Here is a 13820-nt window from a genome sequence, read left to right as displayed (position 1 = left end):
CCTTATTGAGCCGCCGCAGCGGTGGGTTGGGCGTATTGGGCGCTAGTCAAGGCTTGCATGAAGGCCACCAAGTCATCGATTTGCGCATCGGTCAGATTCAAGGGCCGGATGCCGCCGCTTAAAAAATCGTTGACCTTGGCGCCGGCCGGCGTCACGCCACCGTTGTTGTAATGCACAACCACCTCTTTCAAGGTTTTCAGACTGCCGTCGTGCATATACGGCGCGGTCAGCGCGATATTGCGCAAGGTCGGGGTCTTGAAGGCGCCGATATCGGCCACAGCATCACTGACCGCAAAGCGGCCCAACTCGGAAGACTTTTTATCGGTCAACACGATTTTATCGACATCGCCGCCCTTGCTTTTCGCATCGAGGAAGGCTTGCACCAAAGGCGTGATACCTTGTTGCACGGCATTGATACCGATGCCGATATTATGAAACTGACTGTCGGTGAACAGCGCCTGATTCTGTTCGATGATATGGCAAGACACGCAGCGGCCTTGTTCCAGAAACAGTTTGAAGCCGCGCCGTTGTTGTTCGTTCAGAGCGGTTTTGTCGCCCTTGAAGTAAAAGCGATCAAACGGCGAGTTGCCGGCCACCAGGGTACGTTCGAAACTGGCGATCGCCTTGGACACATGGTCCATCGTCACCTTCTGATCAGCCACGCCGAACACGTCCTTGAAGGCTTTTTGGTACTCCGCGTCGGCACGGACAATATCCAGTATCGGTTGATGATTGGCCAAACCGCCTTCCACCGGGTTGACGAACGGACCCTTGGATTGGGCTTCCAAGCTCGGCTCGCGGCCGTCCCAGAACTGGGATTTATAGAATGCCGCGTTGATTAGCGTTGGTGCGTTGCGGGTGCCGGTCAGGCTCTTGTTGCCGACCGAAACCGGCAGGTTATCGGTAAAACCTTTTTTGTTGTCGTGGCAGTTGGAACAACTGACAGTGCCGTCTATGGAAAAGCGTTTGTCGTGGAAGAGTTTGTCGCCGAGGGCGATTTTGGCGGGCGTTTGCGAGTTATCGGGAGGTATCGGCACCGGCGGTAAACCTAGCAAGTGGTTCGCGTCGACAATGCCACTCTGCGGCGGTGGATTTGCAGCCGGCGGTTGTTTAGTTTCGTCCGCCCGTAACGCAGCGGATAAACTCGCCAATAGGATCAGCCAAACATATTGCATAACCACCTCCTGAAATTAGGCTAGCTGCCGCGAATGCAACTATAACCGCAATTCGAATATTGGCATCTTGGGATACTCGATCCGCCGGATGGGATAAGCGCTGGCGCCGATTGTATGCCTACTGCGTAAGTCATTAAAGCAAAAAATAAAATTCCGCGGATTTCCGGTGGGTCTTGAGTGATGCGGGTAGTTTCGATGCCAAGTATTGAAATTTCCACCGATGGCCCAACTGTCAAGGAAACTTTAAATCCGATTCAAAGTCTTTGCCAACACCGGCCTCAGGCCGGATTACATTGTCACCGCAGGAGTTATTACATGAATTTACAGGAACGCAACCAGCTCAGCCAATTTCTCAATCAACTGAGCGAAGTGAAATTAAGCGCGAAAGATACTGAAGCCGAAACGCTGATCCAAGAGGCGGTCGCCAAGCAACCGGATGCCGCTTATCTGCTGGTGCAAAGGGCCTTATTGCAGGACCAGGCCTTGAACGCGGCCAAGGCGCAAATCAACGATTTGCAGAACCAGTTACAAAATGCCGCCGGCACACAACGCGGCGGATTCTTAGGTAGCGACCCTTGGGCGCAGCCGGCGGCGAATAACGGCGGCGTGCCCGGTGCCGGCAATTATCAAGTCCCGAGAGGCGCGCCGGCTCAACCACAGTCGGCCGGTTTTTTCGGCGGCAACGGCGGCGGTTCCAGCTTTTTGGGAAATATCGCTACCACCGCGGCGGGCGTAGTGGCCGGTTCGTTTTTATTCCAGGGCATTGAAAATCTGATGGGTCACCATGGCGGCTCCAGCGCCTGGGGACAATCGGCGTTGGGCGAGCATGCCGCCGCGCCCGAACAGACCGTGATCAACAACTACTATGGCGACGACGCCATCCAGCAAGCTAGCGACGAGCACAATCAAGGCGACTATTCGTTTAGCGACGCGGACTTTAGTTTGCCGGACGACAGCGACGAATCGGATTGGATTTGATCCGCTCTGAATTTTCTTCACAACCAGGGCAATCGCAACGGATTGCCCTCCCTCATATCCCGCTACCCCCGCTATTGATTACCGACTCTTCAAGTTAATTGTCCTTCCAAATCTGAAACACTAATTCGCTCGACCGCTTCGGAATCGAAGTCCAAATGCCGAACACCTCGATAAAGCTCACCAGCTAATTCAACCTTACTCACGCAAGATTCCCCATGTGAAACGCCACCCCCACTAAATTCACTTGCCTAAATATTATCCAGACCTGGAAATCTATTCTTGACTTAAAGATGATAATCATTATCATTTGTATCAGACAGTCATCTCTCGTGCTGTCTTTGCCGCACCTGCACAGCCTCCTAAGTTAAACAGTGTGCGGCAATTTATTACTAACCTTAACAATCCGAGGTCATCATGTTCGAAGACAACCCTATCAGCCTAGCGAACGGCCGCGATGTGGCGCAAATTCATGCCGCGACCTGCTTGTTAATGACCCAATTCATCAACGGCCATCACAACCCGAAATTGGCGCACCTGATCGTACAGCAATTAAGTCGTCTGCTCAGCCATCCGGAACTGGAACATAGCGCCTCGAGCCGCGACATGTACCTGCAACTGCTGGAACACTGGCAAACCGTGACCGGTCTATTATTGGAACGCAAAGACGCCCGCCAACAACCGGCCGCCACGCATTGACCGGATCCGGCATGACTTCGTCAACATTTTTAGTCTTATGAAAAATCCGTCAAATCCACCGATAGCTCGTGCGCCGACGGCCGGTACCTCGCCGGAATTGCCGCAAGGCCGACCGCGACTCAACAGCCAGTTGCTGTTCGGTGCGCAAAACGAAATCGTCATCGAACATCAAGGCGACGAATACCGCCTACGCATTACCAGTAACGGCAAATTAATTTTGACCAAATAAACCGCTAGACCCAGTAACAGCCAGCCAACCTCGCGGTAGCCAGCCAATCGTTTTTAGTTAAGATGATCGAGAGGCCCGTATGTTACCGACCGCCAGTTTTCGCCAGCTTACCTGCCTGGCCCCCATGCGCTTCGTATCCAGCGAAGGGCCTTATAAATCGATATCCACGATACAAAAAACCGAATATAACGAACGCGGCCTGGGATTTATCATCGCGCTTGGCCTGCATTTAGCCTGGTTCGGTCTAATGCCGAACAGCGAAAAGCAAGAGCCTGTCAGCCCTCCGCAAGCTATCATGGTGGAATGGATAGGCGAGGCCAAAACGCAGCAAGCACCGGCCAAGCCCCCCGTACAACCAGCCAAGCCGTTGCCGGAAAAAGCCGTCAGTAAACCCAAAACACCACCTAAACCAGCGAAGCAACCGAATTTGCTATCGTCCGCCAGCAACGCGCCAGCGGCCATTGCAGCACTGGACCCGACACCTGAACCACCGCGCTCCGAACCAACGCCCACCGCTGCGGCCGCTCCGTCGGCGCCAACGCCGGGCCCAAATTCCACAAACAACAGCGATGCCGCATCGGCGCCGATAACTTTGCCCAAGCTGAACGCCGATTATCTGAACAACCCGGCACCGGCCTACCCTAGCGCATCGCGGCACCTTGGCGAGCAAGGCAAGGTGTTGCTGCGGGTACTAGTCAACAGCGACGGCCAGGTCGAACAAGTCACGTTGCGTAAATCCAGCGGCTACGACCGCCTGGATCAAGCCGCCCAGGAAACCGTTCAAAAATGGCGTTTCGTCCCCGCTCGCCGCGGCGAACAGGTGGTTTCCGCCTGGGTCGTGGTTCCCGTTTCATTCTCTCTCGAAGGATAAAATCATGGCACTCAATCAAAGTCTCGACCATTTCCTGGCGCAAACCGACAGTGTCGGCGCCTTCCTGTTCAGCTTGCTGCTGATCATGTCGGTAGCTAGCTGGTATTTCATCGTCGTCAAGGCCTGGCACGGCATCCAGGTCCGTCGCCGCGCCGATCTGTTCCTACAGAAATTCTGGGCCAGCGATACGCTGGCCGAAGTAGCCGGCCACTTAGCCGATGGCACCCAGGCGGACCCGTTCTCGAACCTGACCCGCCACGCGCTGGCCGCCTCGCAACATCACGCCCGCCACGGCAATCATGGTCTGCAACAGGCGGGTTCGACCGCCGAGTTCCTGACCCGCTCGATGCGCCGGGTCATCGACGAAGAAACCGCGCAACTGGAATGGGGCCTGACCGCACTGGCCTCCATCGCCAGCACCGCGCCGTTCATCGGCTTGTTCGGCACCGTCTGGGGCGTCTATCATGCGCTGCTCAACATCGGCCAAGGCGGACTGGGCGGCCTCGATCAAATCGCCGGCCCGGTCGGCGAGGCGCTGATCATGACCGGCTTAGGCTTAGCGGTGGCGATTCCGGCGGTCCTGGCTTATAACGATTGTGTACGCAGTAACCGCCTGTTATTAGCCCGCTTGGACGGCTTTGCCCATGACCTGTTTGCTTTCCTGACCACCGGCGCCACCATCGCCAGCGATCCGTCCACCGTGCCGCAAACCAAGCTGGCCGCCTTCGCCGGCGCCGAACTGGCTTACGCAACAGGAGAACAATAATGGCATTCGGCGGCTTCGATCAAAACAAGAGCGGCGGCCATACCGTCGCCGAAATCAACATGGTCCCGTTAATCGATGTGATGCTGGTACTGCTGGTGGTCTTTATGATCACCGCGCCGCTGATGACGCATGCGGTGAAAATCGATCTGCCCAAGGCCAGCAGCGTGCCGCAACAACCCAGCGACGATCCGGTAGCGTTGTCAGTAAATGGCGAAGGCCAATTGTTCTGGAATCAGGAACCAATCAACCGCACCGTTTTGAATCAACGGCTGGCGGAAATCGCCCAGTCGCCGCAGCAACCGGAACTGCATATCCGCGCCGATCAGAACGTACCGTACCACTTTGTCGCCGAAACCCTGGCGGATGCGGCCAAAGCCGGGGTCAGCAAAATCGGTTTCGTTTCCGAACCGCAAAAACGTTAAACCACCCAGCCACCCAGCGATCCCCGCCAGGCAGCCAGCAACTTTAAAAAGCTAATTCCAAGGGGATTTCTATGTCGATTCACAATTCAACTCTTAAAAAGCCCGGTACCGCCAAATGGCGGCTGGGCGCATTATTGCCGTTGGGCGCAGCGTTAAGCGGAGTGGCGTTCGCCGCCGAGCCGCCTGTAGACGCTACGGTAGACGACGAACAAGAAGTGATTCTGAACGATGTCAAGGTTAAAGCCAATCGCGATAACACCACTCGATTCAAAGCCGACACCTCCAGCACCGGCAGCAAAACCGAAATGGCGCTTCGCGATATTCCGCAATCGGTCAGCGTGGTGAAAAAGGAATTGATCGAATCGCAAAATGCTTTCAATTTACGCGATGCCTTGAAAAACGTCAGCGGCCTGACCATTGCCGCCGGCGAAGGCGGCCGTACCGGCGACTCCATCACCTTACGCGGATTCGCCGCCAGCTCGGATCAATATCTGGACGGCGTCAAAGACAACGGCCAATACAACCGCGACACCTTCTTCATCGAAAGAGCCGAAGTCTTGAAAGGCGCCTCCTCGGTATTGTTCGGTCGCGGCGCCACCGGCGGCGTGATCAATCAGGTGGCGAAAAAACCGACCGGAAAAACCGGCGTTAACGGCAGCTTTACCTACGGTTTGTACGACTTCAAGCGCACCGCCATCGACGCGGAAACCGCCTATCAAGACCTGTCGGCTCGTTTAAATGTGATGTATCAGGATGCCGATTCGTTCCGCGATTACAACTATAGCAACCGCTGGGGCATCGCACCGTCGTTTGCGCTAAAGCTGACGCCGGATACCGATCTGACACTGAACTTGCTGCATCAACAGGAAGAAGGCGTATTCGACTACGGCGTACCGATGTTCAACGGCCGCCCCGCCGGCGTACCCATCAACACTTTTTACGGCTTTACCGACAACCGGATGATGGATACCGACGTCAACGTCGCCACTGTCGCGCTAACGCACCGCTTCAATTCCGATTTCTCGGTGAAAAACACCGTGCGTTACGGCGATTACGAGCGTAAGTATCTGACGCATTTATTTTCCGGCGCAGCAGCCCTGACCGGCGCCAATGCCGGCAGCATCGCCCGCAGCCAGGCCTTGCGTCTCAATACGCAGGAGAACATCTATAACCAGACGGATTTTGTTTACAAAAAGCCCTTGTTCGGCTTTAACAATACCTTGATGTTCGGTAGCGAATTCGGCTGGGAAGATTACGACTTCAAATCGAAAAACTCGACCGGCGTCGACCGCGTCTCCGTTTACAATCCGCTGCTCACCGCCAGCAGTAGAGGGGTGGCCTACGATTTCGGAGGTACCCTGGCCACCAATCGATTGACCCAAGCTCAATATTACGCCGGTTATGTGATGGACCAGATCGAGCTGACCCCGGAATGGAAGCTGCTAGGCGGCACGCGTTACAACGTCTTCGATGCGCAACAGTTCGACCGCCTAAGCAGCGCCGGCAATTTCAGCCGTAGCGACGCCCAATGGAGCCCACGTGGCGGCTTGGTTTATCAACCGACCAAATCGCAGTCCTATTACTTCAGTTACGGCAACTCGTTCAACCCATCGGCGGAAAGCCTCAGCCTGTCGGCAAACAACGCCAATCTGCCGCCGGAAACCAATAACAACTACGAGATCGGCGCTAAAATCGACTTCCTGAACGGCCGATTGTCGGCGACCGGCGCGTTGTTTAGACTGGAAAAAAACAATGCTCGTGTCACCGACCCGAACAACACCGCCTTACAGGTATTGGGCGGCGAACAGCGTACCGACGGTTTCGAATTGGGTCTAGCCGGCGAAGTGCTACCTGCCTGGGATGTCTCGCTGACCTATGCCTACCTGGATGGAAAAATCGTTAAATCCACCACCACCGCGACCGGCCAAATCAGCGGCTTACTAAAATCCCTGCAAGGCATGACCTCGGTCAACGTGCCCAAGCATAGCGGCGTGGCCTGGACCAGCTATCGCCTGACCGACAACTGGGAACTGGGCGGCGGCGTGTTCTACGCTACCGACCGCTACGCCGACAGCGTCAACGAAGCGGTGCTTCCGGGTTACGCACGGGTGGATGCGGTGTTGGCTTATCATCAAAAGCATTACGACGTGCAGCTGAACGTGTTCAACCTGGGCAATACTGTTTATTACGAATCCGGCCAACAAAACTCGGCCTTGCCGGGCGTGCCTTTGTCGGGACAGATGACGGTAAACTTTAAATATTGAGCCAAAATGCGATAGGCCATCGCTTATTGCCCTGGCCTACCGCATAAGATCCCGTGCAAGCCATGGGAGCCATACGCAAATCCATAATTTCACTAATCGATTATGAATACATCCACCGAGCCACTGATTACGCCAGCCAACCGCCCGCACAAAAAAACTAACGGTGGTTACCTATTTTTACCGAAAAGCCTGTCGCGCGGCGCCTTCCTGAAATGGCTACGCCGCACTCATGCCTGGTTCGGCTTGTGGGGCGCGGCCTTGGGTCTGTTGTTCGGCTTTACCGGCATTTTAATGAATCACCGCGACATCATGAAAATTCCGATTGGCCGGATGGAACAAAAGGAAATTCAGCTGGCACTGCCGGAGCCCCACCCCACGGACCCGAAAGCGATGGCGGCTTGGCTGGGCCAGTCCTTGAGCGTCGATACTTCCCACGCCAAAATCCGCAAGGAACCGGGCAAGACCGTGACCTGGAACAATCAAGCAGTTCAGCAACCGGCATCCTGGCAGATCAACGTCCGCAATCCGCAGAAGATGTTGTCCGCCGACTACTGGGAAGGCAACGCCTTCGTCACCGTCAAGCAAGGCGAAGCCAATCTGTTGAATACGCTAAACAATCTGCATAAAGGCACCGGCATGGGCGTGGGCTGGGTGTTGCTGGTGGACACTTTGGCCGGCGGCTTGCTGCTGTTGAGCTTGACTGGCACCTTGCTGTGGACCCGCTTGCATGGCAATCGTATTGCTGCTGCGGGTTTGGGCTTGGGTTCGATGAGCCTGACGGTGTTTTTTGCCCTGCAAGCCATCGCGAGTTAAGCCATGTTGATCGAAATCCCCGAAGTCCTCTCCCAATCGGAACTGCAACAAGTCCGCGATCTATTGGCCGACGCCCCTTGGGCGGACGGCCGTATCACCGCCGGCAGTCAGTCCGCCCAAGTGAAAAACAATTGGCAATTGCCGGAGCAAACCGAACAAAGCCACGCCGCCCGCGCCATCCTGCTGGAAGCCTTAAACCGCAATCCTCTGTTCCTGTCGGCGGCGCTGCCGAAAAAGATTTTCCCGCCTTTGTTCAATCGCTACGCAGGCGCACACAACACCTTCGGCAATCACATCGATAACGCCATCCGCCATTGCCAAATCAGCGGCCAACGGGTGCGCACCGACTTGTCGGCGACGATCTTTCTAGCCGACCCGGACAGTTATGAAGGCGGCGAACTGGTGATAGAAGATACTTACGGCGAACACGCGGTGAAATTGGCGGCCGGCGATATGGTGTTATATCCAGGCTCCAGTTTGCACCGGGTGGAACCGGTCACGCGCGGCGCACGGCTGGCCTCGTTTTTCTGGCTGGAAAGCATGGTGCGGGAAACCGAGCGCCGCCGCGTACTGTTTGATATGGATATGGCTATCCTGGAATTGCGTAACACCCAGGGCGACAGCGCCCCGACCGTCAACCTGACCGGCTGTTATCACAACCTGCTCCGGATGTGGGCGGATGTTTAATGGCGCCCAGAAGTCGGGCGGGCAGAAAAGCATTCCCCTCCCGGCTAAGCGCTTATTTGGTCTCGGCAAATAAGCCAAGGCACTTATCTCTGGCCAAACTCGGCGCATAGAGAAAAGTCTTATTGTCATCGCTTTCGGTTGCCGGGTTGAATTTAGCTTTTTCCATTTCCCAGCGTTTTTTAAAATAGTCGAGAAACAGATCGGACATATTCCAATGATCGGATTCGAACAACTCATGATTGCCTGATTTAAGCTCGGTTTCCCAATGCAAATAAGGCATTTTCGAGACCGGCTCGGTCAGATAAAAGCTGTTATAAACCTCCACCTTCCTGGATTCCTTCCGAATAATCGTAAACAGCGGCAGGCTGGGCAGACCGTCATAGACAAACACGCCCAAAGTGCCGGTGATGGTGTCGTCTATACGGCTAATGACATCTTCCAGCGATACTTTGAATAGTTTGGAATATTCATTAAATTCGTGCGGATTAAAACCGTTGGTTTCTTCGGCGCGCAATTCTCCGCTGCGACAATCGGCTTGCAAAATCAGTATTCTGAAATGCACGCCGGTTTTGATGGCATTTTCCAGTTCCCGCGATTTGTTTTTAAAACGGGGATCGAAAGTAATCAGCCAATAGACATAATCCCCCGGTTTTAGCCCGCGCATGATCTGGCTAAAATCGAACTCTTTATTGGTAATCCCCAAAAACCCGCGTTTAACGGAATTCAGCAAAATGCTGTCGACATACTGGCTCAGCGTCTCCCGCAAGCTGATGTCGGCTTCTTTGTGTTCCTCGGCCGCGATAAACCAATGATGAAAATAACCCACCGAAACGATAACGGATACAAACAGGCCAAATTCCGAAACGATTTTGAATATCCATTCGTATGCTTGATAGACCGGATTGTGGGCAAGCCCCTCAAAAAATTTATACAGCGTAAATCCGCCGAAAATCAGCACCAGTACTAACAGCCATTTGAGTTTTTTAGTCGTGGTCATGGCCCGTGCCTACTTTGGAAATTAAGCAAACCCGCCATCCCTGTGATCGTTGCTCCAGTAGCCGTTAACCATACCATGGCTGACTGATAAGCTGCCGATTACTTAACCTGACTCAACACAGATGCCAAATTGACGTCCTTGGGACTGGAAATGCAAAGGATGATCGGCCCGACGCTGAGCATCGCCAGCTTGTTGTCAGCGCCGACGATGACGATTTGTTCGATATCGCCCAAGCCTAAAGAAATCTTGCCCTGTTGCGCGGCGCGTATGGTTTCCTGAATAATCGCGCCGAACGCATCGATGTTCGGCGTGTCGGCCGACCTAGCGAGAATCAAGCCGTCGTGATAGGCTGCGCAAGCGCCTATCCCGTTGACTTTGACGACTTGATCGACCAGCTCTTGCACCGCGTCGATAAATTTCGCGCGCTTCAGCCGGGTCGCTTCGCTGACATTGACGATGTCGGCGCCGGGTTGCCGTTGCGCCGCCAGATATTCTTCGGCAAGCCTGTCCAGCTCGGCCAACTGCGATTCAAACCAATGCATATCGTGGCTCTAAGCGGGCGCTGTCAATTCGACAGATAGCTGGTGAACAATTTCTTCAACACCGGAATGGTTTCTTTCAATTCGAAACGTACCCGACCCAACAGCGCCTCGCGTTGGGTCACCAAGGCCAAGATAAAACCCGCTTCGATCGGCGTCGACAAAATATAACCTTCCGAATTTTCGCAAATTACCATATTGGTCGAATGATGACCGACATGCTGCGCCGCTTTGGCGGCCGCACCGAACACGACTTGCACGGAAGCGCCGATCGCATCGGTGTTGATTTCGAAATCGCGGTGAATATGGGTGACAAAACCGTCGCTGTCGACAATCGCGGCGGCAGATACCCCCTGGATGCTCATCAGATTGCGCAAGATAGAATCTATCTCGCTGTTTTGGGATTTGCGGGGATCGAGAAATTGGACATTACTGCTCATGCTGCACTCCTGAAATCGTTTTTATAATCTGCCTACAGTAAATCGACGCGAATTAAACAGGTTTTGTCGCCCAGCGCATTGCACTTGGTTTCGGTGGCCTTGACGTTACGATTGAAAAAAGTTCTGACGATGCCGCCCACCATGCCGGCCTCGAAATGGCAAATCGGCGCGGAGACGTGATGAATACCGGCGCAAGATACGCATTCGTCGACGCGCAGTTCCAGCACGCCGGCGTCCAGATCCACTTTGTCAGGCACCACCAAACCGATGCTGAGCTGCCGGCACAGCAGCTTGATCTTACCGACATAGGTTTCCAGATCTTTATCGATATTGGCCGCGGCAATCTGCCCCATCGCCAACCCCAGACTCTGACCGGAATGATAGACCAACGAAGGCGCGCCCTGCCCCAGAATATCCTCGACGTTGGAACCCAAGGCGACCATCCGCAAGGCTTGAAACAAGCGAATCGGGATCAACGGCCCTAGATCCCGGCGGTTTTCAATATCGAACTCGCCGGAAATAATGCCGTCGAGAATTTGCTGCTGAGCGATCTGATAGTCAGACTTGGTATTTTGTATCATGGCGAATCCTCTTGTTATTCGGTTAATGGTCCAGACAATACAGCTCGGCCCGGCGATTAAGCGCTTGTCCGGCCTTGGAATCGTTGGGCGAGGCCGGTTTACGCATGCCTTCCGAGGCGGTGACGATGCGCTCGGCGGCAATGCCATTGCCGACCAGCCATTTTTTCAAGGCGTTTGCCCGCGCGCGGCCTAATTGCACATTGCTGGCGTCAGGGCCCAGATTGCAGGTATGCCCGACCAGGCTAATCCGACCTTGACAGGCCTTGGCCGCGTTGATCAGTTCGGTGGATTCGGCCTGCGCCATAGGCGCCAATTTACTGGAATCGAATTTAAACCGCACGGTAAACAGTGCCTTGGCGAGCGCCGGTTCAGTCGCCGTATCCGGTGATTTTTTTACGCCGGCTGAGGTAGGTTCGGTCGGCAGTCCGGGAATCCCAGAGGACTCCGCCGGCCCCTGCTTGACTGAAGATGTCTGGCCTGCCACCGCTTCATTGGCGTGCAAATTGTCCGGGTTAGCGTTGGCAAGCTCTGTTCGGGGCGATTCCGCCGCGGCTTGATTGGCACCAACATCGCGGGCCGGCTCAGACTGCGCCAACACGGTGGATGGGCCAGTCCGCTGATCTAACGACGCCAGTGCGGGTGCGGTTGACTGGCCGCTCGCCGCGACCGGGGCATCCGAGGGGGGATTTTGCGTCAGAACCTTTAGCAAAACGCCGCCCGCCAGTAAGGCTCCCAAACCGGTCAGCAACCAGGCGACCTTGCCGCGCACCGATTTAGCTTGCGGTTTATCTGAATTGGCTTGCTGATTATCTGCTTTGGGTTGAGGTTTAATTGCAGTCTGAAGAATGCCATCCAAGCCATCGCGATCGAGAGATCGTGTTTTTTTCATACGCCTAACCTAAAGTTGAAAATATCTTTTTGGGTGTCTGTTAAATCCAAGCGGCTCAAAATGGATAATCTTGTCTGCCACTATTTCACGTTATGAAACAAGTTCAGGGCATTCTGGGCGCAATCGCGATGGGGCCGGGAGAACTTAAACAAACTCACCCTCAACGATTTGCGCCATCCGGATTCGGCACGCCCAGCATACTGAATTTTAGACTGGAAATAAAATTGATGTGAACTGGCACACAAAAAAACCAAAATCGTTTACGCGAACCTTAAAATCTCACGGCCTGCCGCTTTGCTCCCCAATCGCCGGGGCGCGGATTAAACGCGCCGGCGCATGGCGTACCGCAAAACCGGCAATGACCGGCCGAGTCCAGATTCCAATCCGACAACACATACCAATCCCGACCGATCAGCAATTCGCCGCAGTGATGGCAATAGGTACTTTCCGCCGCCTTGTCGTGGACATTGCCGACATACGCATAACGCACGCCATTCTTTAAGGCAATATCGCGCGCCATCAATAAAGTCGCTGTCGGTGTGTGCGGTTTATCGGTCATTTTCCAATCCGGATGAAATGCGGTGAAATGCATGGGGACATCCGGCCCCAGACGCTCCACCACCCATTGCGTCATCGCTTCCAGTTCGGCTTCGGAATCGTTCTCACCGGGTATCAGCAGCGTGGTTAATTCGAACCAGACCTGGGTTTCGTGTTTCAGATATTGCAAGGTTTCCAGCACCGGCTGTAAGTGGCCCCCGGTAATTTTGTGGTAAAAATCCTCGGTGAAGGCTTTTAAATCGACATTGGCAGCATCCATGTAGCGATAAAATTCGGCGCGCGGCTCGGCGCAGACATAACCGGCGGTGACCGCCACCGATTTCAAACCCAATTCCCGGCAGGCCTGCGCGGTGTCGATCGCGTATTCGTGAAATACCACCGGATCGTTATAGGTATAAGCGACGCCGCTGCAGCCATGTTCCAATGCTGCTTTGGCAATCGCATCCGGCGCGGCGCGGCTCATCAAAGTGTCCATTTCTCGGGATTTACTGATGTCCCAGTTTTGGCAGAATTTACAGGCCAGATTGCAGCCCGCGGTGCCGAACGAGAAAATCGGCGTGCCGGGCAAAAAATGATTCAAGGGCTTTTTTTCGATCGGATCGATGGCAAAACCGCTGGAACGACCATAACTGGTCATCACGATTTGCTGCTCCAGGTTTTGGCGGACGAAACACAATCCGCGCTGGCCTTCGTGCAATTTGCAAAAGCGTGGACACAGGTCGCATTGCACCTTGCCATCGTCTAACACATGCCAGTAACGGGTGGTCACGGTATCGGCGCTCAAAAATGTAGTCATGATGAAACTCCTTGAACCCTATGCAAAAAATCTGGTCGTGATGTGCAGCAGTTCACAGTAGAATAAACCCTAGGTAAGCGCGGGAATAGTTTTTTGTGTCCGCCGTTACCACCCCGGCA

16 protein-coding genes are annotated in these 13820 nt (G+C 54.5%); 9 read left to right on the top strand and 7 right to left on the bottom strand.

The window, feature by feature from the left end; translation table 11 throughout:
• Nucleotides 1–2: 2 nt before the first annotated feature.
• Entirely contained in the window at nucleotides 3–1175 is a 1173-nt protein-coding gene (locus QZJ86_RS05985; protein WP_301937272.1) for a cytochrome-c peroxidase, read from the bottom strand.
• A gap of 315 nt (nucleotides 1176–1490) precedes the next feature.
• On the opposite strand from QZJ86_RS05985, the gene QZJ86_RS05980 reads away from it, so the two are divergent.
• From QZJ86_RS05980 to QZJ86_RS05940, 9 genes are all read left to right on the top strand, one after another.
• Nucleotides 1491–2153, top strand: coding sequence for a DUF2076 domain-containing protein (locus QZJ86_RS05980; RefSeq protein ID WP_301937270.1), 663 nt, complete (start codon nucleotides 1491–1493; stop codon nucleotides 2151–2153).
• A 414-nt stretch (nucleotides 2154–2567) separates the two neighbouring features.
• Nucleotides 2568–2849, top strand: coding sequence for a hypothetical protein (locus tag QZJ86_RS05975; RefSeq protein WP_301937268.1), 282 nt, complete (start codon nucleotides 2568–2570; stop codon nucleotides 2847–2849).
• Nucleotides 2850–2886: 37 nt separating this feature from the next.
• Complete coding sequence (hemP, locus tag QZJ86_RS05970; RefSeq protein WP_301937267.1) at nucleotides 2887–3078, top strand: hemin uptake protein HemP; 192 nt, start codon at nucleotides 2887–2889, stop codon at nucleotides 3076–3078.
• Nucleotides 3079–3157: 79 nt separating this feature from the next.
• Nucleotides 3158–3949 (top strand): energy transducer TonB, encoded by a 792-nt coding sequence (locus QZJ86_RS05965; RefSeq protein WP_301937265.1) that lies wholly within the window; start codon nucleotides 3158–3160, stop codon nucleotides 3947–3949.
• A gap of 4 nt (nucleotides 3950–3953) precedes the next feature.
• Nucleotides 3954–4715, top strand: a complete 762-nt coding sequence (locus QZJ86_RS05960) for a MotA/TolQ/ExbB proton channel family protein (RefSeq protein WP_301937263.1) — start codon at nucleotides 3954–3956, stop codon at nucleotides 4713–4715.
• Nucleotides 4715–5137: an ExbD/TolR family protein gene (locus QZJ86_RS05955; protein WP_301937261.1), complete on the top strand. Its 423-nt coding sequence runs from the start codon at nucleotides 4715–4717 to the stop codon at nucleotides 5135–5137. Before QZJ86_RS05960 ends, QZJ86_RS05955 begins: the two co-directional genes overlap by 1 nt.
• A 71-nt stretch (nucleotides 5138–5208) precedes the next feature.
• Entirely contained in the window at nucleotides 5209–7401 is a 2193-nt protein-coding gene (locus QZJ86_RS05950) for a TonB-dependent receptor (protein WP_301937259.1), read from the top strand.
• A gap of 102 nt (nucleotides 7402–7503) precedes the next feature.
• Complete coding sequence (locus tag QZJ86_RS05945; RefSeq protein ID WP_301937257.1) at nucleotides 7504–8214, top strand: PepSY-associated TM helix domain-containing protein; 711 nt, start codon at nucleotides 7504–7506, stop codon at nucleotides 8212–8214.
• Between the two features lie 3 nt (nucleotides 8215–8217).
• The gene (locus tag QZJ86_RS05940; protein ID WP_301937255.1) at nucleotides 8218–8901 is read left to right on the top strand and encodes a Fe2+-dependent dioxygenase; all 684 of its coding nucleotides are present in this window, start codon (nucleotides 8218–8220) and stop codon (nucleotides 8899–8901) included.
• A gap of 52 nt (nucleotides 8902–8953) precedes the next feature.
• Here QZJ86_RS05940 and QZJ86_RS05935 read toward each other — a convergent pair whose 3' ends face one another.
• The 6 genes from QZJ86_RS05935 to amrS all read right to left on the bottom strand — a co-directional run bounded on the left by QZJ86_RS05935 (nucleotide 8954) and on the right by amrS (nucleotide 13701).
• Entirely contained in the window at nucleotides 8954–9898 is a 945-nt protein-coding gene (locus QZJ86_RS05935) for a hypothetical protein (protein ID WP_301937253.1), read from the bottom strand.
• Nucleotides 9899–9996: 98 nt separating this feature from the next.
• The gene (locus QZJ86_RS05930) at nucleotides 9997–10440 is read right to left on the bottom strand and encodes a roadblock/LC7 domain-containing protein (RefSeq protein WP_301937251.1); all 444 of its coding nucleotides are present in this window, start codon (nucleotides 10438–10440) and stop codon (nucleotides 9997–9999) included.
• Between the two features lie 23 nt (nucleotides 10441–10463).
• Complete coding sequence (locus QZJ86_RS05925) at nucleotides 10464–10877, bottom strand: roadblock/LC7 domain-containing protein (RefSeq protein ID WP_301937249.1); 414 nt, start codon at nucleotides 10875–10877, stop codon at nucleotides 10464–10466.
• A 32-nt stretch (nucleotides 10878–10909) separates the two neighbouring features.
• The gene (locus QZJ86_RS05920; protein ID WP_301937248.1) at nucleotides 10910–11458 is read right to left on the bottom strand and encodes a V4R domain-containing protein; all 549 of its coding nucleotides are present in this window, start codon (nucleotides 11456–11458) and stop codon (nucleotides 10910–10912) included.
• Nucleotides 11459–11480: 22 nt separating this feature from the next.
• Complete coding sequence (locus QZJ86_RS05915) at nucleotides 11481–12347, bottom strand: OmpA family protein (RefSeq protein ID WP_301937246.1); 867 nt, start codon at nucleotides 12345–12347, stop codon at nucleotides 11481–11483.
• A gap of 271 nt (nucleotides 12348–12618) precedes the next feature.
• Nucleotides 12619–13701 carry an AmmeMemoRadiSam system radical SAM enzyme gene (amrS, locus tag QZJ86_RS05910; protein WP_301937245.1) on the bottom strand — a complete coding sequence of 361 codons (1083 nt, stop codon included), beginning with the start codon at nucleotides 13699–13701 and terminating at the stop codon, nucleotides 12619–12621.
• Nucleotides 13702–13820 lie beyond the last annotated feature (119 nt).

Origin of the sequence: Methylomonas montana (assembly GCF_030490285.1) — a bacterium.
GTDB classification, from domain to species: Bacteria; Pseudomonadota; Gammaproteobacteria; order Methylococcales; family Methylomonadaceae; genus Methylomonas; species Methylomonas montana.
This window is presented reverse-complemented; position numbering and strand designations above follow the sequence as displayed.

Coding starts and splice junctions, on each gene's coding strand:
- QZJ86_RS05985 (WP_301937272.1), bottom strand. CDS start 1,175: ATGCAATATGTTTGGCTGATCCTATTGGCGAGTTTATCCGCTGCGTTA.
- QZJ86_RS05980 (WP_301937270.1), top strand. CDS start 1,491: ATGAATTTACAGGAACGCAACCAGCTCAGCCAATTTCTCAATCAACTG.
- QZJ86_RS05975 (WP_301937268.1), top strand. CDS start 2,568: ATGTTCGAAGACAACCCTATCAGCCTAGCGAACGGCCGCGATGTGGCG.
- hemP (WP_301937267.1), top strand. CDS start 2,887: ATGAAAAATCCGTCAAATCCACCGATAGCTCGTGCGCCGACGGCCGGT.
- QZJ86_RS05965 (WP_301937265.1), top strand. CDS start 3,158: ATGTTACCGACCGCCAGTTTTCGCCAGCTTACCTGCCTGGCCCCCATG.
- QZJ86_RS05960 (WP_301937263.1), top strand. CDS start 3,954: ATGGCACTCAATCAAAGTCTCGACCATTTCCTGGCGCAAACCGACAGT.
- QZJ86_RS05955 (WP_301937261.1), top strand. CDS start 4,715: ATGGCATTCGGCGGCTTCGATCAAAACAAGAGCGGCGGCCATACCGTC.
- QZJ86_RS05950 (WP_301937259.1), top strand. CDS start 5,209: ATGTCGATTCACAATTCAACTCTTAAAAAGCCCGGTACCGCCAAATGG.
- QZJ86_RS05945 (WP_301937257.1), top strand. CDS start 7,504: ATGAATACATCCACCGAGCCACTGATTACGCCAGCCAACCGCCCGCAC.
- QZJ86_RS05940 (WP_301937255.1), top strand. CDS start 8,218: ATGTTGATCGAAATCCCCGAAGTCCTCTCCCAATCGGAACTGCAACAA.
- QZJ86_RS05935 (WP_301937253.1), bottom strand. CDS start 9,898: ATGACCACGACTAAAAAACTCAAATGGCTGTTAGTACTGGTGCTGATT.
- QZJ86_RS05930 (WP_301937251.1), bottom strand. CDS start 10,440: ATGCATTGGTTTGAATCGCAGTTGGCCGAGCTGGACAGGCTTGCCGAA.
- QZJ86_RS05925 (WP_301937249.1), bottom strand. CDS start 10,877: ATGAGCAGTAATGTCCAATTTCTCGATCCCCGCAAATCCCAAAACAGC.
- QZJ86_RS05920 (WP_301937248.1), bottom strand. CDS start 11,458: ATGATACAAAATACCAAGTCTGACTATCAGATCGCTCAGCAGCAAATT.
- QZJ86_RS05915 (WP_301937246.1), bottom strand. CDS start 12,347: ATGAAAAAAACACGATCTCTCGATCGCGATGGCTTGGATGGCATTCTT.
- amrS (WP_301937245.1), bottom strand. CDS start 13,701: ATGACTACATTTTTGAGCGCCGATACCGTGACCACCCGTTACTGGCAT.